This window comes from Nonomuraea sp. NPDC050451, assembly GCF_044458585.1.
On the sequence record NZ_JBITHZ010000003.1, the window covers coordinates 249,686 to 272,438 of the forward strand.

Below are 22,753 nucleotides of genomic sequence, written 5' to 3' on the forward strand. Positions count from 1 at the left end.
GAAGGACGCCCTATCATGGCCAGATGAGTCCCACGCTTGACGAGATCCGGCGGGCTCCCAAGGTGCTGCTGCACGATCACCTCGACGGCGGGCTCCGCGCCGAGACGATCGTCGAGCTGGCCAGGGAGACCGGCTACGATCGGCTGCCCACTGACGATCCCGACCGCCTGCGCCACTGGTTCGAGGAGGCGGCCGACTCCGGCTCGCTCGAGCGCTACCTGGAGACGTTCGCCCACACCGTGGGGGTCATGCAGACGCGCGAGTCGCTCGTCCGCGTGGCCGCCGAGTGCGCTCAGGACCTCGCGGACGACGGCGTGGTCTACGCCGAGGTGCGCTACGCGCCCGAGCAGCACACCACGCGCGGGCTGAGCCTCGACCAGGTGGTCGAGGCGGTGCTCGAAGGGTTCAGGCAGGGCTCGGAGGGGCGCGGCATCCGGGTCGGCACGCTTCTGACGGCCATGCGGCACCAGGCGCGGTCCATGGAGATCGCCGAGCTGGCCGTGCGCTACCGCGACGTGGGCGTGGTGGGGTTCGACATCGCGGGGGCCGAGGCGGGCTACCCGCCCACGCGGCATCTCGACGCGTTCGAATACCTCCAGCGGGAGAACGCCCACTTCACCATCCACGCGGGCGAGGCGTTCGGGCTGCCGTCGATCTGGCAGGCGATCCAGTGGTGCGGCGCCGACCGGCTCGGCCACGGCGTACGGATCATCGACGACATCTCCGTGGCCGAGGACGGCTCCGCCAAGCTGGGACGGCTGGCCGCGTACGTGCGTGACAAGCGCATCCCGCTGGAGATGTGCCCCACCTCCAACCTGCAGACCGGCGCCGCCCCGTCGATCGCCCAGCACCCCATCGGGCTGCTGCGGCGGCTGCACTTCAGGGTCACCGTCAACACCGACAACCGGCTGATGAGCTCGACGAGCGTGTCGCAGGAGTTCGCCAAGCTGGTGGAGGCGTTCGGCTACGGCTGGGACGACCTGCAGTGGTTCACGGTCAACGCGATGAAGTCGGCGTTCCTGCCGTTCGACGAGCGGCTGGCGCTGATCAACGGTGTGATCAAGCCGGGGTTCGCGCAGCTCAAGTGGCAGCCGTGAAACAGACCTACCGGTCCAAGACCGCGTTCGTGCTCGCCTGGGTGTGGCTGGCCTTCGTCGCGTTCAACGTCTGGGACCTGATCGCCCACTACACCGGCAAGTCGTCGTTGGTGGCGCTGGCCGTGCTCGGCGCGCTGACCGCGCTGGTCTACGTGATCGCGATGCGCCCCGCCACCGTGTTCACGGAGGCGGGGCTGATCGGGCGCAACCCGCTGCGCACGACGTTCCTGCCGTGGGCCTCGGTCGAAAGCGTGACGGTGTCCCACTCGATCAACGTCGAGTACGGTGACGAGCAGGTGCTGCGGCTGTGGACGCCGATGAGCAGCGCCCGGGAGCGGGCCAGGGCGCAGCGGCGCGGAGCGCCCAGGCAGCAGCGGGGGCGCTTCAGCACCGAGCCCACGCTGTCGAAGGCCGAGCAGGCGGCCGCGGAGGCGTTCGCGGGCAAGACGCACGCCGACTGGGTGGGCGACCAGATCCGCGACCGCGCCGAGTCGGCCAGGCGCCGCCAGGAAGAGGCGGCGCCGGCCCGGGTCACGTGGTCCTACGACTCCATCGCGGTGCTGGTGGCGGCCGTGGTCCTGCTGGTGGTGGCGATCGTCATCGCCTAGCCCGGTTGACGAAGCGGGACATGCCCTCCTGGGCGATGCCCGACTCCTCCACCTGCCTGGCGGCCTCCGTCTCCCTCGCGAAGGCGCGCTCGACCTCGTCCGGGGATGGCCGCAGGAGCGCCAGGTGGACCGCCGTGGCCGTGCCCGGCCGCGTCCAGTGGCGTACGCGTTCGATCGCCGCCTCCAGCAGCCGCTCCGCCGGGACGATCTCGTCCAGCAGGCCCGTGGCCAGGGCCTGCTCGGCGGTCATCCGGGTCGAGTCGAGCACCAGCTTCAGCGCCCTGGCGCCCACCAGGCGGGGGAGCAGGTAGCTGGAGGCGTTCGAGATGGACAGGCCGATGTGGTTCTCCGGCAGGAAGTACTCGGTCGCCGGGGTGCCGAGGCGGGTGTCGAAGCACAGCGTCCATTCGGCGGCCCCGCCCACGGCCAGGCCGTTGACCGCCGCCACGACCGGGACCCGCGTCTCCAGCACCGCCCTGGTCATGTCGTGGAAGAGCTCCACCTCCTCGACCAGCGACTTTCCGGCGGCCTCGTTGATGTCCTCACCGGCCGAGAACGCCCGTCCGGTGCCGGTGACCACGACGCCCCTGCCGTCCTTGCCGCACGCGCGGATCGCGGCCGCCAGGTCGCGGCGCATGCCCGCGGTGAGGGCGTTGAGCTTCTCCGGGCGCGCGAGCGTGATGACGGCCACCTCGTCGCGTTCGGTCACTTCGATCATGCTTTCTCCTTGATGCGAGGGAAGGCGGCGGCTCCCGGGCGACCGAGCCGGCCTCACGGAGTGAGGCCCGTGAACACGGCGGGGGCTGCGCGCTGGTCTCGTTCGGGGGAGAGGAGGTGGCGCTTCTCGATGCGGGACGACGGGGTGAGCGTGAACTCCGCCACGAACTCCACGTACTCCGGGATCTTGAAGCGGGCCAGCCGCTCCCTGGCGTGGCCGATGATGCTCCCGGCCGTCTCGGCGTCGGGGGCGTGCCCCGGCCGGAGCTGGATGAACGCCTTCGGCAGCTCGCCGAACAGGTCGTCGGGGATGGGCACCAGGGCGGCCTGGAGGACCGCGGGGTGCTGGGTGAGCACGCCCTCCACCTCGGCGCACGAGATGTTCTCGCCGCCCCTGCGCACCATGTCCTTCAATCGCCCGGAATGGTGGATGTATCCGTGCTCGTCGCGGAAGCCGAGGTCGCCCGTGTGGTACCAGCCGCCCCTGAACGCGTGGGCGGTGGCCTCCGGGTGGTTCCAGTAGCCGTTCATCATGGGCGTGCCTCTGACCAGGATCTCGCCGGTCTCCTCGTCCAGCGTGACCTCCTTGCCCGGGTAGGCGAGCCCCATGGCGCCGGTGCCGACCGTCTCCACGGCGTCGATGGGCACGCCCAGGTCGGGCCCGCTCTCCGTGGAGCCGTACAGCTCGCGCCACGGCGCGCCCCAGCGCTCCTCGAACGCCCGGTGCAGGTCCGGCCGGATGCCCGAGCAGAGCACGAGGCGCATCCGGTTGTCGCGGTCGTGGGGGTGGGGCGGTTGCTTGTGCAGGAGAAGGGGCATCGAGCCCAGTACGTACGTGAGCGTCGCCCCGTGTTCCCTGACCGAGGCCCAGAAGCCGGAGGCGGAGAAGCGGGGGAGCACGACGAGGGGGATGCCTCCGACGAGGCAGAAGAGGGTGGCCCACTGGGGGTCCATGTACGAGTACGGCTGGGCGATCAGCATGACGTCGTCGTCGCGCAGGCGGGCCTGGTCGGCGATCAGCCGGGCGGTCCTGAGCCAGTAGTCGTGGGTGAGCATGCAGGCCTTGGGGAAGCCGGTGGTCCCCGACGTGTACTGAAAATTCGCGATTTCGTGGGTCAAGGCCGGGCGCCTGCCATGGGGCTCCGCGTCGAGGACGTAGACCGTACCCGGGATGTGCGGGGCGTGTTGCTCGGTGGTCAGGGTGGCCACGGCGCCCGAGTCGCGCAGGACGTGCTCCAGGTCGGCGGCGCGGTAGCGGACGTTCACCGGCACGGTGACCGCGCCCGCCTTGAGCACGGCCAGCCAGCTCAGCGGCCAGTCGGGGAGGTTGTCCATCATGATCGCCACCCGGTCGCCCGGGCGGACGCCCTTGTCGATCAGTGCGGCGGCCAGGCCGTCCGACCGGGCGTCGGCGTCGGCGAAGGTGAGCGAGGTGTCGGGGAAGCGGAGGAACTCGCGCGTCCCGTACGTGCTAGCGGCGTGCCTCATCAGGTCGGGGATCGTTGCGTGCATCCGGCGGCTCCCACGGGAAGTCGGGCAGCAGGGAGAGGTCGAGGGTGGCCTCGGCCGGGGCGGGCGCGCGGACGGCGGCCAGGCCGATCGTGACGAACTCGGCGCACACCTGCTCCAGCGTGGAGTCCCCGTCGGGGCGGTACCACTCGCTGGTGCCGGTGCACATGGACATCAGGGCGAGACGGGTCAGCTTCTGGTCGGCGACGCGGAACACGCCCTGGGCGACGCCGTCCGCGAGGGCGTCCTTCCAGTGGGCCTCGTACGCGTCGCGCAGGGCGATGATCTCTTCGTGGGCGGCGGAGCCGGGGGTGAGGGAGCGCAGCTCGCCGTCCATGACGCGGCTGGTCATGGGGCTGAGCGCGTGGACGGAGGTGAGGGAGCTGATCAGCAGGGCGAGGCGGTCGGTGGGGCTCCGGACGTTCTCCAGCATGCGTTCCGCGGCGTCGATCAGCCCTTGCTGGGCGACGCGCATGAGGTCGGCGAGCAGGGACTCCTTGCTCGTCACGTGGTGATATATCCCGGCATTGGTCATGCTGACCGCTTTGGCCAGGTCGCGAATGCTCGTGGCCGCGTAGCCCTGCCGGGCGAACAGCAGCACCGCCGCCGTCCTGATCCGCTGGTTGGCATCCTCTGTCCTACCGAACGTTCGGTCGCCCATGGCAGGAAAAATACCCCATGCCTCCCGAAATCGCCATAGGTTGACCCTGACACCGTGTCAGGCCCTACACCTGGAGCCGTCATGTTCAGCATCGGAGATTTCGCCAGGCTCGGGCTCGTCTCGGTACGCATGCTGCGTCACTACGACGCCATCGGCCTGCTGCGCCCCGCGCACGTGGACCCCGCCACCGGCTACCGGTCCTACCAGGCCGCGCAGCTGTCCCGGCTCAACCGCATCGTCGCGATCAAGGACCTCGGCTTCACGCTGGAGCAGGTCAGCGCCATCCTCGACGAGAAGGTGAGCACAGAGGAACTGCACGGCATGGTACGGCTGCGCCGCGCCCAGCTCGAAGCCCAGATCAGCGCCGATCTGGCCAGGCTCCGAGGTGTCGAGGCGCGATTGCACACCATCGAGACGGAGGGGTACATGAGGACAGCCGAGGTCGTGCTCAAGAGGGTGGACCCGGTCCGGGTCGCCGAGCTCAGCGCCAGGGCGGCCAGCTACGAGGGGGAGGACATCGGTCCGGTCATCAAGCCGCTGTTCCAGGAGATCTGCCGCCGGGTGGAGGCCGCCGGGGTGAGTGTCGTGGCCCCCGGCCTGGCCTATTACGTGCCGGACGACGACGGCTCCGTCATGGTGCACACGTGCCTGCCGGTTTCCGCCCCGCCCGGCTCCTACGACTTCGAGATCGTCGACCTGCCTCCCATCGAGACCGCGGCCACGATCATCCACGAGGGGCCGATGGAGGCGGTGGGGCCGACGTTCCAGACGCTGGCCCACTGGATCGAGGAGCACGGCTATCGCTCCCTGGGCCTGGCCAGGGAGATCTCTCTGCACTGCCCGGAGAACCTCGACGAATGGGTCACCGAGCTCCAGATCGAGGTGACGCCGGCATAGTGGACACGACGGAGTTCGAACGGCATCGGGCCGAGCTGACGGGCTACTGCTACCGCATGCTCGGCTCGGGGTTCGAGGCTGAGGACGCGGTGCAGGAGACGTTCGTCAGAGCGTGGCGTACGTACGACTCCGCGCGTGGGCCGCTGCGCGCGTGGCTCTTCCACCTGGCCACGAACATCTGCCTCGACATGCTGCGAGGCCCGCAGCGCCGCGCCCGCGCCATGGACCTGACCCCGGCCGCGGCTCCGGGCGCCGACCTCGGCGCGCCGCTCCCTCCCGAGCGCTGGATCCACCCCATCCCGGACAGCCGGCTCAGCCCCGAGGAACTGGCGGTCGCGAGGGAGACCGTCCGGCTGGCCTTCGTGGCGGTCCTGCAGCAGCTCCCGCCCCGGCAGCGGGCAGTGCTCATCCTCCGCGACGTCCTGAAGTGGACCGCCGCCGAGACCGCCACCCTCCTGTCCACCACGGTCACGTCCGTCAACAGCACCTTGCAGCGGGCGCGCGCCAACCTCCCCGCCGTGGAGCCCGCCGACCCTCAGGTGGAGGACGAGAAACTGCTCGCCCGCTACGTCGAGGCCTTCGAGCGGTACGACGTGGACGCCCTGGTGTCGCTCCTGGCCGAGGACGCGACGATGTCGATGCCGCCGTTCACGTGGTGGTTGCGCGGGCGCGAGCACATCCGGGCGGTCCTGCTCGCCTCCGGAGCACCGTGCGCCGGCGCCCGCCTCCTGCCCACGCGCGCCAACGGCTCCCCGGCCTTCGGGCAGTACGTGGACGGCCGGGCCTTCGCCCTGGTCATCCTGGACGTCGCGGGCGGTCGCATAGCGGGCACGACCACGTACCTGGACCCCGGCCTGTTCCCTTTCTTCGACCTGCCGATGAGTTTCGACCCCGCGCTCCGTACTGAAGGGTGAAGAAGGAGGAACACGACATGCCACAGATCGTCGAATTTCCCGAGCGCCCCTACATCGGGATCCGCAAGACCATCACCATGACCAGCTTCGGCCTGGTCGGGGACCGCATCGGTGAGCTCATCGGCTGGCTCGCCGAGCGCGGGGTGTCCCCGGCCGACGCCCCGTTCTTCAGGTACGACAGCATCAACATGCCGGAGGACCGGCTGGTGGTGCAGGCGGGAGTGCCCGTTCCGGCGCCGGTGGCGGGCGAGGGCGAGATCTTCGCCGACGTCCTGCCCGCGGGCCGCTACGTCACCACCTCCCACCACGGCCACCCGGACCAGCTGATGGGCGTCGTCTCCGGGCTGCTGAAATGGGCCGAGGAACAGGGTCTGACCTGGGACATGACCGAAAAGGACGGGACGGAGCACTGGGGCTGCCGCCTGGAGTTCTACAAGACCAACCCGTTGGTCGAGCCCGACCTGAACAACTGGGACACCGACCTCCAGTTCCGCCTGGCCTGACCTTCGGGGCGCAAAGCATCGCCTTCGCCTGGGCGCGCCTCGCGCATCGGAGGCTTCAGACAGCGCCCGGTGGGGGCAAGCCCCCACACCCGACGAAGCGCAACGGGTGCGTGGCGGCGATGCAGCGTGGCCTGCAGATTCTCATGGAAAAGCGCATGGTCACGGCCGAAGTGCCGTTGTCCGTGCGTCCCTCCAAGGACCGCCGTTACCACGTCGCGGACACCCACCTGCGATTCTGGCTCTCCTTCATCGAACCGGGCATGCCGGAGATCGACCGTGGCCGCGGCGACCTCGTGCTGCGCCGTGTCGAGCGTTCCTGGACGGCCTGGCGTGGCGCCGCGATGGAGCCCGTCATTCGCGAGTCCCTCCGGCGGATGGACGGCTTGCCCGAGGAGACCGGAGCCGTCGGCGGCTATTGGACCAGGACCAACAACCCTGAGATCGACTTGGTCGGCGCCGACCAGGAGCCGGTCGCCAAAAAGATCACGATGGTCGGCTCCGTGAAGTGGCTCGAGACGCGGCCCTTCGATCGCCACGATCTCGGGGAGCTCATCGTCCACCGCTCCCAGATGCCGGGAGCCGACACCTCCACGCCGCTCTACGTGGTCTCACGCAGCGGGTGCGACGTGGAGGGGGTCAGGCACATCACCCCCGAGGAGCTCCTCGCGGTCTGGCGGTAGGGTCAGAGGGCCAGGCAGTCGGCCAGGTCGGCCTTCAGGGCGGCGAGGTCGCGGGCGGCCTGCGCACGGGCCTGCGCGACCTCCCCCGTCACCGGCACCACGACCTCCAGGTAGCACTTCAGCTTGGGCTCCGTGCCCGACGGGCGGACGATCACGCGGCCGTCCCCCGACAGCAGGTATCGCAGCCCGTCCGTGGGCGGCAGGCCGCCGTCGCCCTTCGACAGGTCGTCCGTACGCGTCACCGCCCGGCCGCCCAGCGCGGCCGGAGGGTGGGCGCGCAGGCGGGTCATGGCGTCGGCGATCAGCGACAGGTCGGACACCCGGAAGGAGAGCTGCGACGTCGCGTGCAGGCCGTAGCGGCGGGCCTGGTCGTCCAGGAGGTCCAGCAGCGTACGGCCGGAGCGCTTGGCCGCCGCGGCGACGGCCGCGACCGTGAGGGCCGCGCCGATCCCGTCCTTGTCCCGGACCGGCAGGCCCGCGTCTGAGCCGACGCTGTAGCCGATGGCCTCCTCGTAGCCGAAGACCAGCCCCGGACCCGCCTTGATGATCCACTTGAAGCCCGTCAGGGTCTCGCCGTAGCGGACCCCGTGTGCCCGGGCGATCTTGCTCAGCAAGGTCGAGGAGACGATGGTGGTGGCCACCATGCGGTCGCCGGTGGTCTGGGTGATCACGTGCTCGGCCAGCAGGCCGCCGACCTCGTCGCCGGTCAGCATGCGGCACGTCCCGTCCGGCAGCGGGACCCCCACCGCGCACCTGTCGGCGTCGGGGTCGTTGGCCAGGACCAGGTCGGCGTCCAGCTTGGCGGCCAGGGCGACGGCCAGGTCCATCGCCCCGGGCTCCTCCGGGTTGGGGAAGGAGACCGTGGGGAAGTCGGGGTCGGGGTCGCGCTGCTCCTCGACGGCCACCGGGGTCTCGAAGCCGGCGGCCAGGAAGGCGCCGGTGAGCGTGGCGGAGCCCACGCCGTGCAGGGGCGTGTACGCCACGCGCAGGTCGCGGGCCTCGCCCAGGGGCAGGGAGGTCACGGCGGCGAGGTAGTCGTCGACGATGCCCTCGCCGAGCTCCGTGAGAGTGCCGGGACCGTTCAGCGGGAGCCGGTCCACCCGGCCGACGGCGTCGATGGCCGCCGAGATCTCGCTGTCGACCGGGGGCACGATCTGGGAGCCGTCGCCCCAGTAGACCTTGTAGCCGTTGTCGCGCGGCGGGTTGTGGCTGGCGGTGACCGTGACCCCGGCGTCCGCGTCGAGGTGGCGTACGGCGAAGGCCAGCACGGGCGTCGGCAGCGGACCCGGCAGGAGGGACGCGTGCAGCCCGGCGCCCGTCAGGACGGCGGCCGTGTCACGGGCGAACACGTCGGACTTGTGGCGGGCGTCGTAGCCGATGACCACGTGCTTGCCCGGCCCGAGGACCTGGGCCAGGCCCGCGGCGGCGCGCATGACGGTGACGCGGTTCATCCGGTTGGGGCCCGCGCCCAGCTCGCCCCGCAGGCCCGCCGTGCCGAACTCCAGCTTGACCCCGAACCGGTCGCGCAGGGCCTCCAGGTCGCCGCTGTCCAGGAGCCGGGAGAGCTCGTCGCGGGTCTCCGGGTCGGGGTCCTGGGCCAGCCACTCCCGGGCCGCACCCACCAGGTCGGCGCTCACAGCCGGTCCACCAGCTTGGCCAGCAGGACGCCCATGCGGGCCGCCGTGGCCCGGCCGACCTCCAGGACCTCCTCGTGGTTGAGCGGCTCGCCCGCCAGCCCCGCGCCGGGGTTGGTGACCAGGGAGACGCCGAGCACCTCCAGGCCCGCCTCCCGGGCGGCGATGGCCTCCAGGACGGTGGACATGCCCACCATGTCGCCGCCCAGCGTGCGCAGCATGCGGATCTCGGCCGGCGTCTCGTACGTGGGCCCGCGGAAGGCCACGTACACCCCCTCGGAGAGGCTCGGGTCGACCTCGCGCACCAGCTCGCGCAGGCGGCGCGAGTAGACCTCGGTGAGGTCGATGAACGTGGTGCCGGTGATCGGGTTGGCCCCGGTCAGGTTGATGTGGTCGCTGATCAGGACCGGGTCGCCGACGTCCTGCGTCTCGGGGCGCAGGCCGCCGGCGGCGTTGGTGAGCACGAGCGTGCGTACGCCGGCCGCGGCCGCCGTACGCACTCCGTGGACGACCGCGTCCACCCCGAGCCCTTCGTAGAGGTGCGTGCGCCCGAGGAACACCAGCGCGTGCCGCCCCGCAGGGGTGCGCACGACACGGATCTTGCCGCCGTGCCCCGCCACGGCGGGCGCGCGGAAACCGGGCAAACCGGTGAACGGGACCTCGCTCACCGTCTCGCCGATGGCATCGGCGGCGGGCACCCACCCCGACCCCATGACGAGCGCCACGTCGAAGGTGCCGAGGCCGGTCGCGCTCTTGAGAGCCGCGGCGGCCTCATCTGCCAGGGTGTATGCGTCGTTGGTCACAACTCAGTAGTTTAGGAGGAGCCTGTCCAGGACCCGCACCCCGAACTGCAGGGCGTCCACCGGCACCCGCTCGTCCACGCCGTGGAACATCGAGGCGAAGTCCATGTCGGCGGGCAGCCGCAGCGGCACGAAGCCGAACCCGCGAACCCCCAGGTCCGCGAAGAACGTCTTGTTGTCGGTGCCGCCCGACATGCAGTACGGGATCGCCCGCGCCGCCGGGTCCTCGGCCTTGAGCGCCGCGATCATCGACTCGACCAGAGCCCCGTCGAACGTGGTCTCCAGCGCGATGTCGTGGTGCACGAACTCGCGCCGGATCCTCGGCCCGAGCAGCGAGTCGATGGTCTTGAAGAAGTCCTCCTCGAACCCGGGCAGGAACCGCCCGTCGACCACCGCCGTGGCCTGGCCGGGGATGACGTTCGACTTGTAACCGGCGTCGAGCTGGGTCGGGTTGGCGGTGTTGCGCAGCGTCGCGCCGACGAAGCGGACGAGCGGCCCGATCTTGTCCAGGATCGGCTGCGGGTCGTCCTCGTCGAACGGGATCCCGAACGCGTCCGCGACCTCGGTGAGGAACTGCCGCACGGTCGGCGTGTACGTGAGCGGCCAGTCGTGGTCGCCGATCCTGGCCACGGCCCTGGCGACCTCGGTGACGGCGTTGTCGGAGTTGAGCATCGAGCCGTGCCCGGCCGTGCCGTCGGCGATGAGCTTCATCCAGGCCAGGCCCTTCTGGGCCGTCTCGATCAGGTAGAGCCGCAGGGACGGGTCCACCTCCAGCGAGTAGCCGCCGACCTCGCTGATCGACTCGGTGACGCCCTCGAACAGCTCCGGATGGTTGGCGGTGAGGTACTTGGCGCCGTACACGCCGCCGGCCTCCTCGTCGGCCACCCACGCGAACACGAGGTCGCGGCGCGGCCGGCGCCCGTCGCGCTTGAGCTGGCGCAGGACGGCCAGCATCATCGCGTCCATGTCCTTCATGTCCACGGCGCCGCGGCCCCAGATGTAGCCGTCGCGCACCTCGCCGCCGAAGGGGTCGACGGACCAGTCGGCCGCGTTGGCGGGCACGACGTCGAGGTGCCCGTGCACGAGCAGGGCGGGCAGCGACGGGTCGGTGCCCTCGACACGGGTGATCACGTTGCCGCGGCCGGGCTCGCTCTCGATGTACGTCGAGTCGATCCCGACCTCGGCCAGCCTGGCCATGACGACCTCGGCCGCGGCCCGCTCGCCGGGGCCGGTGCCGTCCCCGTAGTTGCTGCTGTCCACGCGGATCAGCTCTGCGCAAAGGTCGGCGACTTCGTTCTCGGCGGGTGTCATGGCGTCTTCTCCCAACGGTGATCCAACGTGAGCAATCCGGACTTGTGGAGGTGGCCGCGCTTGTAGGCGCGGGTGATCAGGGTGAGGTCGCTGTCGGTGATCTCGTCGTACTGCCCGACGACGCCGGTCATGAAGCGGTAGAGGTCGGCCTCGTGCGCGGCCACGACCTGCACGATGAGGGAATGGGTGCCCGAGGTGGCGGCGCAGTAACGCACGCTCGGGTGTCCGGCCAGCCGCTGCCCGACCAGGTCCAGCCCGTACGGCCGGACCTTCAACCACAGCATGGCCTCGACCTCGAGCCCGAGCAGGGCGGGCTCCACCTCGGCCCGCGGCAGCAGCAGCCGCCGCTCGATCAGCGAGGTCACCCGCCTGCGAGCGGTCGGCACGGAGACGTCGAGGCGCTCGGCGACGGTGGTGAAGGCGATCCTGCCGTCGGCGGCGAGCAGCCGGGCGATCTCCTCTTCCAGGGGCGACAGGCCCTCCTCGTCGGGCAGGCACTCGGGTGGGGGTGCGGGCCGCAGTTCGAGCACCTCCTCCTCGCTGAGATACGGCGCGTGCCACTCGGCCACGGTCCTGAACGTGTGGAGCACGACCTGGGCCTGCGTCTGCCGCACGCCGTAGATTTCGGACATCTGCGTGGACAGTACGTGGTGCAGATCCTCGCGGGACGGGGAGACCAGCTCACAGCCGATGTCGGCGGCGCCGGTCAGCGCGTAGACCGAGCGCGTGTCGGGCCGGTCGGCCAGCGCCTCGGCCACCTTGCCCGCCGTGCCGGGGCGCACCTGGACGTGCAGGTGGACGGGCCGCCCGTGGCCGGTGCGCAGGTCATCGTAAATGGCCGTGACCCGGACGATCCCCTCGGAGATCAGGCGCTGGAGCCTCCTTGCGACCGTACGTTCGTGCTCGCCGACGACCCGGCCGATCTCGCCCCACGAGGCGCGCGGGCTGACCTGGAGCGCGGCGACGAGGCGCCGGTCGAGAACGTCCACCTGCAACCTGTTCTGTGTCGGGTTTGTAAATATCTGGCCAGAGATTTGACTGTTTCGGTCGTCCAACTGCACAGTAAGCCATCTCCGCACTTTGCAGCAAAGGAGCCCCCCGTGGCGACCTCCCCCGTGGCACAATCACCGGTCGGCATTCCGAAGAGTCGCGTCCGCCAGCTCATGGCGGCCAGCATCGGCAACGTCGTGGAATGGTACGACTGGTACGCATACACGTTCCTCGCGACATACTTCTCCGCCCAGGTCTTCCCCAAGAGCGAGGGCGGCCTCGTGGCACTGCTGAGCGCCTACGGGGTGTTCGCGGTGGGCTTCTTCATGCGCCCGCTGGGCGGCCTGCTGGTCGGCGCGTTCGCCGACCGGTTCGGACGCAAGGCCGCGATGACGTTCACCATCGTGCTGATGGGCGCGGGCTCGCTGCTGCTCGGCGTGACGCCGACGTACGAGGCCGTCGGCCTCCTGTCGCCGGTCATCCTGACCCTCGCCAGGCTCATCCAGGGCCTGTCCGTGGGCGGCGAGTTCGCCGCCGCCACGACGTTCCTGGTGGAGTCGGCCCCGCCCGGGCGGCGCGGCCTCTACTCGAGCTTCCAGTACGTCAGCACCACCATCGGCCAGCTGCTGGCCTCCGGCCTGGCCGCGCTGCTCGCCTCCAGCCTCGTCAAGGAGGACATGGCCTCCTACGGCTGGCGCATCCCGTTCATCGTGGGCGCCGTGATCAGCCTCGTGGGCCTGTGGATCCGCAAGGGCGCCGACGAGACCTCGGCCGTGGCCGAGGAGATCCAGCGTGGTGAGGCCAAGCGGCCGAAGCTGTTCGAGTTCCTGGTGGGCTACCCGAAGGCGGCCGCCACGATCGTCGGCATCACGATCGCGGGCACGGTGGCGTACTACACCTGGACCAGCTTCCTGCCGATCTACGCGCAGATCACGGTCAAGTTCGACGCGGCGCAGTCGCTCACGGTCGGCACGATCTCGCTGCTGTTCTTCATGGTGCTGCAGCCGCTGCTCGGCATGCTGTCGGACCGCATCGGGCGCAAGCCGATGCTGATCACCTTCGGCGTCGCCTTCGTGGTGTTGCCGGTGCCGCTGCTCAGCACGCTGGGCAACTCGTTCGGGAGCCTGCTGGCCGTGCAGCTGATCGGCATGCTGTTCCTGGGCTGCTTCACCTCGATCTCGGCCGCGGTGAACTCCGAGCTCTTCCCGACGAGGGTGCGCGCGGCCGGCGCGGGTTTCCCGTACTCGCTGACTGTGGCGATCTTCGGTGGCACCGCGCCGCTCATCGGCACCGCGCTCAAGGACGCCGGCAACGTCGGGGTGTTCCCCTACTACATGTCGGCGCTGGCGCTGATCTCGACGCTGGTCTACATCTTCGTGCTGAAGGAGACCAAGGACCAGCCGCTGCGTTAACCGCCGTAAGAGGTGCAGGGGCGCTCCCGCAACTCCTTGACGTAGTCGTCGGGGGCGCCCGCCCGCTCCGCCGCCTCGGCCAGGCTGCCGAGGTAGCGGGCCGACGGCAGGCCGCCCTCGTAGCCGTCGAGCACGTAGAACCAGGCCACGACCTCCCCGTCGAGGGTCTGCACCCGCAGCCGCACCTTGTGGTACGCCCCGCGCAGCGCGCCCTCCCACTGGTCGAGCGAGGTCTCCTCCCAGTCGGGCACGTCATAGAGCACCACGAACACGTGCTCGTCGGGATCCTCGACGATCGTGGCGATCGCGCCCTCCCAGGTGGGGTCGCTGCCGCCGAAGGTCAGCCGCCAGCCCGTCAGCCAGCCGACACCCCAGATGGGGGAGTGCGGAGCGCGCATGGCCATCTGCTCCGGGTCCATGTTCGAGCCGTACGCGGCATAAAGCCTGGGCTCATTCGGCTTTCCTGCAGGACCTGAAAGCCACGCCACGGTCCACCCCTCTCGGCGGGTGCTGCACGTCATCCAGCTACCGCGCCATCCTGCCACGCTGGGCGGCCGACTCGGTCCATCGCTTCGGATGTGGGGACGACGTGTCATCCCTCCGTCACCGAGCGGCATGATACCAGCCATCATGATCTTGAACCCGTTGTCCGCCCTGTATCGGGCGTGTGCGGGTGGCAACAGCCCAGTTGCAGCCTTACTGAGACCATGCGGGACAATGGGTTACGTGACGAGGATCGTGATCATCGGTGGCGGACCCGGCGGCTACGAAGCGGCGCTGGTGGCCGCGCAGCTAGGCGCGCAAGTCACGATGATCGAGCAGGACGGCCCGGGTGGCGCGTGCGTGCTGACCGACTGCGTGCCCTCCAAGACGTTGATCGCGACCTCGGTCCGCAAGCAGGCGCTGCTCGACGCGCCGTCGCTGGGCGTGGCGTTCTCCGGCGGGCCCGACGGCGACGCGGGCGTGGTCGGGGTCGACCTGCCGCTGGTCAACAAACGGGTGAAGGAGCTGGCCCAGGCCCAGTCCGCCGACATCGCCACCCGGGTCGAGGCCGAGGGTGTCGAGATCATCAGGGCCCGCGGGCGGCTGGTCGACCCTCAGGTGGTCCGGGCGGGCGACCGTACGATCAAGGCCGAGGTCGTGATCGTGGCCACCGGCGCGACGCCGCGCGTGCTGCCCGGCGCCGAGCCCGACGGCGAGCGCATCCTCACCTGGCGCCAGCTCTACGACCTGGAGGAGCTGCCCGAGCACCTGATCGTGGTCGGCTCGGGCGTGACGGGCGCGGAGTTCGCGGGCGCGTACCGCTCGCTCGGCTCGGAGGTCACGCTGGTCTCCAGCCGCGACAGGATGATGCCCAACGAGGACGCCGACGGCGCCGAGGTCCTCGAAGAGGTTTACCGCCGCCGCGGCATGAACGTCATGGGCCGCTCGCGCGCCGCCTCCGTCAAGCGCACGGACGACGGCGTGGTCGTGACCCTGGAGGACGGCCGCACGGCCGAGGGGTCCCACGCGCTGATGACGGTCGGCATGATCCCCAACACCGCCGGCATCGGTTTGGAGGAGGCCGGGGTCCAGCTCGACAAGAGCGGCTTCATCAAGGTCGACAAGGTCTCGCGCACGTCCGCGCCCGGCGTCTACGCGGCCGGCGACTGCACGGGCGTGCTCATGCTGGCCTCGGTGGCGGCCATGCAGGGGCGCATCGCGGTCTGGCACGCGCTCGGGGAGGCCGTCCAGCCGCTGCGGCTGGCCACGGTGGCCTCCAACATCTTCACCGACCCGGAGATCGCGGCCGTCGGGGTCGCCCAGCAGTCCATCGAGGCGGGCGAGATCGAGGCGAACGTGGTCAAGCTGCCCCTGGCCACCAATGCGCGGGCGAAGATGCAGGGGTTCAACGACGGCTTCGTCAAGCTGTTCTGCCGGCCGCACACCGGGATCGTGCTGGGCGGCGTGGTGGTGGCGCCGCGCGCTTCCGAGCTGATCCTGGCGGTGTCGGTGGCGGTGCAGCAGCGGCTGACCGTCGACCAGCTCGCGCACACGTTCGCCGTTTACCCGTCGCTCTCGGGCTCCATCACCGAGGCCGCCCGCCGCCTCATGCAGCCGGGCGTCGCCATCTGACCCCTTCAGCTCTCCCTGGCGAGGCGATCGGCCTGGGCGCGGCCCACTTCGGCGGCCCGGTGCAGGTAGTCGGCGATGACGGTCAGCTCCGTGTCGCTGTACTGCTCCAGCACCTCGCTGAACGCCTTGCCCGGTAGCTCCCAGGCCGCGCCGATCCTCTCCTGCGCCGAGGGTGCCAGAGCGACCAGGGTCCGCCTGCGATCGGCCGGGTCCGGGTGTCGCACCACCAGCCCCGCCTTCTCCAGCCGATCCACCAGGCGGGTGGCGGAGCCGGGCGTCAGGCCCGTCAGCCGCGCGATCTCGCCGGTGCTGACCGGCCCCGACTCCAGATCCAGCAGCGCCACGCACTGCAGGTCGGTGGAGTGAATCTGCAGATGGTCGGCCAGTGCCTGGTTGAACAGCACGTACGCCGCGTAGTGCCGCTGGCTCTCGTCCATGATCTGCTTCAGCGTTTCGGCTCGGTTTGACACCGGACAGTCCCATGCCTCACATTTATGTGCGTCACACAACATTTGTGTGGCGCAGTTTTTGCGTCACGCTCCCATATTAAGGCATGTTCCGATATGACCATCCTTGTCACCGGCGCTCGCGGCGCTGTCGCCACCGAGCTCATCGCCCTCCTGCGTCGGCGCGGCCTCCCCGTCCGCCCCGCCTCAAGCCGTCCGGGTGACCCGTCGATCGCCGCCTGCGACCTCACCGACCCGGCCACCTTCCCCGCCGCCCTCTCAGGTGTCAGCTCGATCTTCCTGTACGCCGAGCCCTCGCACATCGACGCCTTCGTGAAGGAGGCCGTCACCGCCGGAGTGGAGCACATCGTGCTGCTCTCGTCGTCCGCCGTGCTCGCCCGGGACGCCGAGACCCACCCGCTGGCCAAGCCCCACCTCGACGTCGAGCGGGCCCTGACCGCCGCCCCCGTCCGGAGCACGCTGCTGCGTCCTGGCGCTTTCGCCGGCAACGCCCTGGCCTGGGCCTGGCCCATCAAGGCCGGTGCCCCGGTGAGCCTGCCCTACCCGGGGTCCTACAACGATCCCATCCACGAGGCCGACCTCGCCGAAGCGGCCGCCGCCGTCCTGACCGATCCCACCCTGAGTGGAAGGACCTACCTGCTGACCGGCCCCGAGTCGATCACCTGCGCCGAGCAGATCGACATCCTCGGCCGCGTGACCGGCCAGGACATCGCCATCCGGAACGTCACCCGCGAGGAGTGGAAGGCGGAGGTGGCCGACCACGTGTCCGGCCCTCTCGCCGACGCGCTGCTGGACTGGCAGCGCACGAACGACGGCGTTCCGACCGAGATCACCGCGGACCTCGAGCGGCTGATCGGGCGGCCCGGCCGCACGTTCGCCACCTGGGCGCAGGAGCACGCGGCCGCCTTCACACCCTGACGACAGCAGGGCCGGTCACCAGGTGACCGGGAGTTCGTAGGCGCCGTAGATGACAGCGTCCGTCTTGAACGGCAGGTCCTCGACCGGTGCGGCGAGCCGCAGGGTGGGGATGCGGCGGAACAGCGTGTCGAAGACGATCTGCAGTTCCATCCGGGCCAGGTTCTGGCCGAGGCACTGGTGCGGGCCGAAGCCGAAGGCGAGGTGGTGACGGGCTCCGCGCTCGACATCCAGTTCGGCCGGATTCTTGAACACCGCCGGGTCCCAGTTGGCCGACAGGCCGGAGACGATGACGCCCTCGCCGGCCTTGATGCTCACCCCGCCGATCCGCACGTCCTCGGTGGCCACCCGGCCGGCGACCGTGTCGGCGATGGCGAAGTAGCGCAGCAGTTCCTCCACGGCCATGGGCGTTCTGCCGGGGTCGGCCGTGATCAGGGCCAGCTGCTCGGGGTGGGTGAGCAGCCCGATCACGCCGAGCGAGATCATGTTCGCCGTGGTCTCGTGCCCGGCGGTCAGCAGCAGGAAGGCCAGGCTCACCAGGCCCGCGTGGTCGAGGGTGCCCTCCTGGCGGTGCCGGGTGATCTGCCGGCCGAACAGGTCGTCGCCGGGCTCGGCCTCCTTGCGGGTGATCAGGTCGTCGATGTAGGCGCGCAGTTCGGCGAGGGCTCGCCGGCGGTCCTGCGGCGAGGAGGTCCGGCGCACCGCCACGGCGGTGCAGCTCTGGAAGAAGTCGTGGTCGGTGTAGGGCACGCCGAGCAGTTCGCTGATGACCAGTGAGGGCACCGGCAGGGACAGCGCCTGTACCAGGTCGACCGGCCGCTGGTCGGTGGCGAGCAGGTCGTCGATGAAGTGGTCGACGATGGCCTGGATCCGCGGGCGCAGCGCGGCCAGCCGCTTCACGGTGAACTCGCCGATCACCGGACGCCGGGCCGCGGCGTGTTCCGCGCCGTCCATGCCGACCATCAACGGCGGCTGGCTGCGGAGCTGGTGCAGGGTCTCCGCATCGACGTTGAAGAGCGGAAAGCCGTCCTTGCGCCGGTCGGAGGAGAAGCGGTTGTCGGCGAGGACGGCACGGCCCTCCTCGTGCCCGGACACCCACCACACCTCCGTGCCGCTCACCAGGCGGACCTTGCTGATCGGCGCCTGCTCGCGCAGCCGCTCGTACTCGGCCGGCGGGGCGAACGGGCAGCCGCGTTCGACCGGCAACCGCAGGCCGGTATCGCTCTTCGTCATCAACGACCTCCCAGTAATAGGTCTCTTCAGTGCAGGGTGAGCGGGGTCTCGGATGCGATGCGGGTCAGCTTGTGCGGGTTGCGGACGTAGTAGAGGCCGGTGATGCGGGCGTCCTCGACACGGGCCGCAATGACGCCGTCGATCTCGCCGTCCACGCACAGGAGGAGCGCCGGGTTGCCGTTGACCACGGTGGGCTCACCGGTGAGCACGACGCCGGCCTTGCCGATGCCACCGACGATGAAGCGGGCCACCTTGCCGGCGCTGACGACGGGCCGTGGCGCGGCCTGCTTGATGCCGCCGCCGTCGCTCACCAGGACGACCTCAGGGGCGAGCACGTCCAGCAGGCCCTGCAGATCCCCGCCTTCGAGCGCGCGCCGGAACGACTCCAGAGCCGCCCGGGTCTCGCTCGGGGACACCGCCTCGCGCGGGCGGCGGGCTTCGACGTGCTGGCGGGCGCGGTAGGCGATCTGGCGGACGGCTGCGGGGCTCTTGCCGACGGCGGCCGAGATCTCGTCGTAGCTCACATCGAAGACCTCGCGCAGCACGAAGACGGCACGCTCGGTCGGCGACAGCGTCTCCAGGACGAGCATGAGCGCCATCGACACGCTCTCGGCGAGCTCGACGTCCTCGGCCACGTCCGGTGCGGTGAGCAGCGGCTCGGGCAGCCAGGAACCGACGTACGCCTCCTTGCGGAGCTTCATGCTGCGCAGGCGGTTGAGCGCCTGCCGGGTGGTGATCCGGATCAGGTAGGCGCGCTGGTCGTGCACCTGCGCCAGGTCGGCCTTGACCCAGCGCAGCCAGGTTTCCTGCAGGACGTCCTCGGCGTCGGCCGCCGAGCCGAGCATCTCGTAGGCGACGGTGAAGAGCAGGTTGCGGTAGGAGAGGAAGGCCTCGGTCGCCTGGTTGGTGGCGTGCTCGCTCATCTGTCAGTCCTTCTCCTTCGCGGCCGGGCGCTGGGCGCCGACGGCCGGCGTGCCGTGTGCCTGTGCCGAAAGATCCTGCCAGTCGTCCCAGGTCTTGAGCCGGTCGGCGTAGGCCTGCTGGATCATCGGGTAGAAGCCCTGGCCGAAGAGCACCCGCAGGGGCGGGTTGTCGGAGTCGACGAGCGTGAGGAGTGCCTGGGCCGCGGCGGCGGGGTCGCCGGCGGGCTGCCTTCCGGCGATCGCGCCGAGGCGTCGGCGGAGACCGTCGTAGGCCGGGTCGGTCTCGGCCATGTGGCCGTTGGCGAGCGGGTCGGGGTTCTTGCCGGACCTGGTGGCGAAGCCGCCGGGCTCGATGATGGTCACCTTGACGCCGAAGTCGGCGACCTCGCCGGCGAGGGCTTCGTTCAAGCCCTCGAGGGCCCACTTGGAGGCGTGGTACGCGCCGCCGAGCGGCATGGCGATGAGCCCGGCCGCCGAGGACAGCTGGATGATGTGCCCTGCGCCCTGCTCGCGCAGATAGGGCAGCGCGGCCTGGATCACCCACACCGCGCCGAACAGGTTGGTCTCCATCTGGTCGCGCAGCTCCTGCTCGGTCAGCTCCTCGACCGCGCCGACCTGGGCGTAACCGGCGTTGTTCACGATGACATCCAGACGGCCGAATTGCTCCTTGGCCCGCTTCACGCTCTCGAAGACGGCGGCCTTGTCGGTCACGTCCATCTCGAGCGGGAGCACCGCGTCGCCGTAGGCGGCGACCAGCTCGTCAAAGCTTCCGGTGGTCCGCGCGGTCGCGGCCACCTTGTCGCCCCGGGACAGGGCGGCCTCGACGAAGTTGCGGCCGAGGCCGCGCGACGAACCGGTGACGAACCAGACCTTGCTCATGATGTCTTTCCGTTCTTCCTGTCTGCTGTTCCACTCCCCAAGACACGCGGCCCGGCAGAGATGTAACACCCATCGGATGTGACCTGCGTCTCTCCTGCACTTACGGACGCGGTGGGCCGGTACCGTTGACGTTTGTTGGTATGGACAGCAAACTAACTCACGAGTTGGCGCAGCCGTTCATAAGGAGCTTCCATGCCCTATCGACCCCCATTGGTCGCGCACGAGTACTTCGTCGCGGACCCGCCCGAGCTGCCGGTTCGCGGACGAGGCGAGGGTGGTCTGTCGGCGGTGACCGCCGCGGAGCTGGTCGCGGCCGACGGTGCCGAGGTGATGGTGAAAGCGGTCACCACGGCGGAGGAGACGCTGGTCGTCCAGGTGGGAGTGGCCGGTGAGGGAGTCATCCGGGTGCGGCTGTCGGAGGACGCGACCGCCAGGCCGCGCTCGGAAGGAGCCATCTCCCTGGTGACCCCCGGCACGTATCCAGGGGCACGTGCCAGGGTCGCGCCAGGCGAGCCGATCGTGATCGACGCGGGTTCGTTGCGCGCCGAGATCAGCTTGGCTCCGTGGCACCTGAGGTTCACGGACGCGACCGGCAGGACGCTGGTCGAGCAGGATCGGGGGCACACCGACATCAGCGGACGGCTGCGTACGCTGCCCTTCGGCCGCTCCAGCGTCAACGGCGCCCCCGTCGCCTACCACGAGAGCTTCGCCGCCGCGCCCGACGAGGCCTTCAGCGGGTTCGGGGAGTCGTTCACACGGTTGGACAAGCGCGGCCAGCGCCCGCTCATGTGGAACTTCGACGCGTTCGGCGCCGAGTCGCAGCGCGCGTACAAGAACATCCCCCTGTACGTCTCCAGCAAGGGCTACGGGGTCCTGGTCGACAGCGGGGCCCCGACGGAGTTCGACGTGTGCCAGTCCACGCACAGCGTCGTGCAGATCCTCGTGCCGGACGACGTGATGGACTACTACGTGATCGCCGGGCCGACGCCGTCGGAGGTCCTGGACCGTTACGACCTGCTGACCAGCCGCCCGTCGCTGCCGCCGAAGTGGGCGTTCGGGACCTGGATCTCGTCGGGGTTCTGCGTGGACAGCCAGGAGCGGGTGCTGGCCAGGGCGCGGACGATCAGGGAGCGCGGCATCCCGTGCGACGTGCTGCACCTGGACACGTACTGGCAGAGCGACGGGCACTGGTCGGACCTGCAGTGGGACCCCGTGAACTTCCCCGATCCGGACGCGATGCTGGCCGAGCTCAAGGGGATGGGATTTCGGGTCTGTCTGTGGATGAATCCGTATATTTCCCACCTGAGCCCCGCCTTCGCGCAAGCGTCTGATGCCGGATATTTCTTGAAGAATCGGGCGGGGGAGACCTACGTCGCCGACTGCTGGCACGGGTCCTTCCCGGCGTGCGGGATCGTGGACCTCACCAACCCGCAGGCCGTCGAATGGTTCCAGGGCCTGCTGCGCGACCTCCTGCGCCAGGGCGTGGACACGTTCAAGACCGACTTCGCCGAGGGCGTGCCCGCCGACTCCGTGGCCTTCAACGGCATGAGCGGCACCGACCTGCACAACGTCTACACCCTGCTGTTCAACGACGCCGTCGCCGCCGTGACCCGTGAGGTGCACGGCCACGACCTGGTCTGGGCCCGCTCCTCGTACCTCGGTGGCCAGCGCCACAGCGCCCAGTGGGGCGGCGACACCTACACCAGCTACGCCGCCATGGGCAGCACGATCAGGGGCGGCCTCGCGCACGGCCTGTCCGGCGTGCCGTTCTGGAGCCACGACGCCGGCGGCTTCACCGGCCGGCCCACCGACGACCTGTACGTGCGCTGGACCCAGTTCGGCGCGCTCTCCCCGCTGCTGCGCCTGCACGGCACGACCACCCGCGAGCCGTGGGAGTTCCCGGCCGTCGAGGAGCAGGCAGTCAGCGCGCTGAAGCTGCGCTACCGGCTGATGCCCTACATCTACACTGCGGCCGTCGAGGCGGCCCGCACCGGCGCGCCCATGATGCGGGCCCTGTGCGTGGACCACCCCGACGACCCGGTGGCCTGGCAGGCCGACCTGCAGTACCTGCTCGGCCGGGACCTGCTCGTCGCCCCCATGACCGCGCCCGAGGGCATCCGCCAGGTGTACCTGCCGCGCGGCACGTGGGTCGACTACTGGACGGGCGAGGTGCTGGAAGGCTCCCGCTACGTCACGGTCGGCAAGCCGCTCGACCAGATCCCCCTCTTCGTCCGGCACGGCGCGCTCATCCCGGTGGTCACCGACCCCGGGGACACGGTGGACGTGCCGGCCGAAATCACCCTCGTCGCCTTCGGGGGCGGCGACGCGACTGCGGAAATCCACGACGCGGACGGCGTGACGGTCGCCGTCGCCACCAGGGACGGCGATGTGCTGCGTGTCGCCGTCACCGGCCCGAAGCGCGTCACCGGGGTCGAGATCGCCCCGGTGGCCGGTGCTCCCGCGCGGGCCGAAATCTCGTAACACCCCC

Annotated in this window: 22 protein-coding genes; 10 read left to right on the forward strand and 12 right to left on the reverse strand. The window is 70.3% G+C overall.

Going from position 1 to position 22,753, the window contains the following annotated elements; all coding sequences use genetic code 11:
• Window positions 1–23 precede the first annotated feature (23 nt).
• Window positions 24–1,097: an adenosine deaminase gene (locus ACIBI9_RS12415; RefSeq protein WP_387571245.1), complete on the forward strand. Its 1,074-nt coding sequence runs from the start codon at window positions 24–26 to the stop codon at window positions 1,095–1,097.
• Window positions 1,094–1,705, forward strand: coding sequence for a PH domain-containing protein (locus ACIBI9_RS12420; protein ID WP_397222061.1), 612 nt, complete (start codon window positions 1,094–1,096; stop codon window positions 1,703–1,705). Before ACIBI9_RS12415 ends, ACIBI9_RS12420 begins: the two co-directional genes overlap by 4 nt.
• Here ACIBI9_RS12420 and ACIBI9_RS12425 read toward each other — a convergent pair.
• Genes ACIBI9_RS12425 through ACIBI9_RS12435 form a run of 3 tightly spaced genes read right to left on the reverse strand, consistent with a single transcriptional unit; the run spans window position 1,695 to window position 4,592 of the window.
• The gene (locus ACIBI9_RS12425) at window positions 1,695–2,423 is read right to left on the reverse strand and encodes an enoyl-CoA hydratase/isomerase family protein (RefSeq protein ID WP_397222062.1); all 729 of its coding nucleotides are present in this window, start codon (window positions 2,421–2,423) and stop codon (window positions 1,695–1,697) included. The two genes, ACIBI9_RS12420 and ACIBI9_RS12425, sit on opposite strands and share 11 nt — an antisense overlap.
• A 53-nt stretch (window positions 2,424–2,476) precedes the next feature.
• Window positions 2,477–3,910 (reverse strand): AMP-binding protein, encoded by a 1,434-nt coding sequence (locus ACIBI9_RS12430; RefSeq protein ID WP_397222063.1) that lies wholly within the window; start codon window positions 3,908–3,910, stop codon window positions 2,477–2,479.
• Window positions 3,894–4,592: a TetR/AcrR family transcriptional regulator gene (locus ACIBI9_RS12435; RefSeq protein ID WP_397222065.1), complete on the reverse strand. Its 699-nt coding sequence runs from the start codon at window positions 4,590–4,592 to the stop codon at window positions 3,894–3,896. The genes ACIBI9_RS12430 and ACIBI9_RS12435 overlap by 17 nt, the downstream gene beginning before the upstream one ends.
• An 81-nt stretch (window positions 4,593–4,673) precedes the next feature.
• Between ACIBI9_RS12435 and ACIBI9_RS12440 the strand changes: the two genes are divergently transcribed.
• The 4 genes from ACIBI9_RS12440 to ACIBI9_RS12455 all read left to right on the forward strand — a co-directional run bounded on the left by ACIBI9_RS12440 (window position 4,674) and on the right by ACIBI9_RS12455 (window position 7,586).
• Window positions 4,674–5,489 carry a MerR family transcriptional regulator gene (locus ACIBI9_RS12440; RefSeq protein ID WP_397222066.1) on the forward strand — a complete coding sequence of 272 codons (816 nt, stop codon included), beginning with the start codon at window positions 4,674–4,676 and terminating at the stop codon, window positions 5,487–5,489.
• Window positions 5,489–6,403: a sigma-70 family RNA polymerase sigma factor gene (locus ACIBI9_RS12445; RefSeq protein WP_397222067.1), complete on the forward strand. Its 915-nt coding sequence runs from the start codon at window positions 5,489–5,491 to the stop codon at window positions 6,401–6,403. Before ACIBI9_RS12440 ends, ACIBI9_RS12445 begins: the two co-directional genes overlap by 1 nt.
• 17 nt (window positions 6,404–6,420) lie before the next feature.
• Entirely contained in the window at window positions 6,421–6,906 is a 486-nt protein-coding gene (locus ACIBI9_RS12450) for a GyrI-like domain-containing protein (RefSeq protein WP_397222069.1), read from the forward strand.
• A gap of 155 nt (window positions 6,907–7,061) precedes the next feature.
• The gene (locus ACIBI9_RS12455; protein WP_397222070.1) at window positions 7,062–7,586 is read left to right on the forward strand and encodes a DUF234 domain-containing protein; all 525 of its coding nucleotides are present in this window, start codon (window positions 7,062–7,064) and stop codon (window positions 7,584–7,586) included.
• A 2-nt stretch (window positions 7,587–7,588) separates the two neighbouring features.
• Here ACIBI9_RS12455 and ACIBI9_RS12460 read toward each other — a convergent pair whose 3' ends face one another.
• Genes ACIBI9_RS12460 through ACIBI9_RS12475 form a run of 4 tightly spaced genes read right to left on the reverse strand, consistent with a single transcriptional unit; the run spans window position 7,589 to window position 12,320 of the window.
• Window positions 7,589–9,223: a phospho-sugar mutase gene (locus ACIBI9_RS12460; RefSeq protein WP_397222071.1), complete on the reverse strand. Its 1,635-nt coding sequence runs from the start codon at window positions 9,221–9,223 to the stop codon at window positions 7,589–7,591.
• Window positions 9,220–10,023, reverse strand: a complete 804-nt coding sequence (locus ACIBI9_RS12465) for a purine-nucleoside phosphorylase (RefSeq protein ID WP_397222072.1) — start codon at window positions 10,021–10,023, stop codon at window positions 9,220–9,222. Before ACIBI9_RS12465 ends, ACIBI9_RS12460 begins: the two co-directional genes overlap by 4 nt.
• Window positions 10,024–10,026: 3 nt before the next feature.
• On the reverse strand, window positions 10,027–11,331 hold the full coding sequence (locus tag ACIBI9_RS12470) for a M20/M25/M40 family metallo-hydrolase (protein ID WP_397222073.1): 1,305 nt from the start codon (window positions 11,329–11,331) through the stop codon (window positions 10,027–10,029).
• Window positions 11,328–12,320, reverse strand: a complete 993-nt coding sequence (locus ACIBI9_RS12475) for an Lrp/AsnC family transcriptional regulator (protein WP_397222074.1) — start codon at window positions 12,318–12,320, stop codon at window positions 11,328–11,330. The genes ACIBI9_RS12470 and ACIBI9_RS12475 overlap by 4 nt, the downstream gene beginning before the upstream one ends.
• Before the next feature lie 111 nt (window positions 12,321–12,431).
• Here ACIBI9_RS12475 and ACIBI9_RS12480 point away from each other — a divergent pair, with 111 nt between their 5' ends.
• Window positions 12,432–13,733, forward strand: a complete 1,302-nt coding sequence (locus ACIBI9_RS12480; RefSeq protein WP_397222075.1) for an MFS transporter — start codon at window positions 12,432–12,434, stop codon at window positions 13,731–13,733.
• On the opposite strand, the gene ACIBI9_RS12485 is transcribed toward ACIBI9_RS12480, so the two are convergent.
• A complete protein-coding gene (locus ACIBI9_RS12485; RefSeq protein ID WP_313044612.1) occupies window positions 13,730–14,221 on the reverse strand; it encodes a gamma-glutamylcyclotransferase in 492 nt (163 codons plus the stop codon). The genes ACIBI9_RS12480 and ACIBI9_RS12485 overlap by 4 nt on opposite strands.
• Window positions 14,222–14,459: 238 nt before the next feature.
• Between ACIBI9_RS12485 and ACIBI9_RS12490 the strand changes: the two genes are divergently transcribed.
• Window positions 14,460–15,848 (forward strand): NAD(P)H-quinone dehydrogenase, encoded by a 1,389-nt coding sequence (locus ACIBI9_RS12490; RefSeq protein WP_397222076.1) that lies wholly within the window; start codon window positions 14,460–14,462, stop codon window positions 15,846–15,848.
• Between the two features lie 5 nt (window positions 15,849–15,853).
• Here ACIBI9_RS12490 and ACIBI9_RS12495 read toward each other — a convergent pair whose 3' ends face one another.
• Entirely contained in the window at window positions 15,854–16,318 is a 465-nt protein-coding gene (locus tag ACIBI9_RS12495) for a MarR family winged helix-turn-helix transcriptional regulator (protein WP_397222077.1), read from the reverse strand.
• Between the two features lie 93 nt (window positions 16,319–16,411).
• On the opposite strand from ACIBI9_RS12495, the gene ACIBI9_RS12500 reads away from it, so the two are divergent.
• Window positions 16,412–17,233: an NmrA family NAD(P)-binding protein gene (locus ACIBI9_RS12500; protein ID WP_397222078.1), complete on the forward strand. Its 822-nt coding sequence runs from the start codon at window positions 16,412–16,414 to the stop codon at window positions 17,231–17,233.
• Window positions 17,234–17,248: 15 nt separating this feature from the next.
• Here ACIBI9_RS12500 and ACIBI9_RS12505 read toward each other — a convergent pair whose 3' ends face one another.
• From ACIBI9_RS12505 to ACIBI9_RS12515, 3 genes are read right to left on the reverse strand one after another with little or no spacing between them, the layout of a single operon-like run.
• On the reverse strand, window positions 17,249–18,463 hold the full coding sequence (locus ACIBI9_RS12505) for a cytochrome P450 (RefSeq protein ID WP_397222079.1): 1,215 nt from the start codon (window positions 18,461–18,463) through the stop codon (window positions 17,249–17,251).
• A 26-nt stretch (window positions 18,464–18,489) separates the two neighbouring features.
• A complete protein-coding gene (locus ACIBI9_RS12510) occupies window positions 18,490–19,386 on the reverse strand; it encodes an RNA polymerase sigma-70 factor (protein WP_397222080.1) in 897 nt (298 codons plus the stop codon).
• A 3-nt stretch (window positions 19,387–19,389) separates the two neighbouring features.
• The gene (locus tag ACIBI9_RS12515) at window positions 19,390–20,265 is read right to left on the reverse strand and encodes an SDR family NAD(P)-dependent oxidoreductase (protein ID WP_397222081.1); all 876 of its coding nucleotides are present in this window, start codon (window positions 20,263–20,265) and stop codon (window positions 19,390–19,392) included.
• Window positions 20,266–20,457: 192 nt separating this feature from the next.
• Between ACIBI9_RS12515 and ACIBI9_RS12520 the strand changes: the two genes are divergently transcribed.
• The gene (locus ACIBI9_RS12520) at window positions 20,458–22,746 is read left to right on the forward strand and encodes a TIM-barrel domain-containing protein (RefSeq protein ID WP_397222082.1); all 2,289 of its coding nucleotides are present in this window, start codon (window positions 20,458–20,460) and stop codon (window positions 22,744–22,746) included.
• Window positions 22,747–22,753 lie beyond the last annotated feature (7 nt).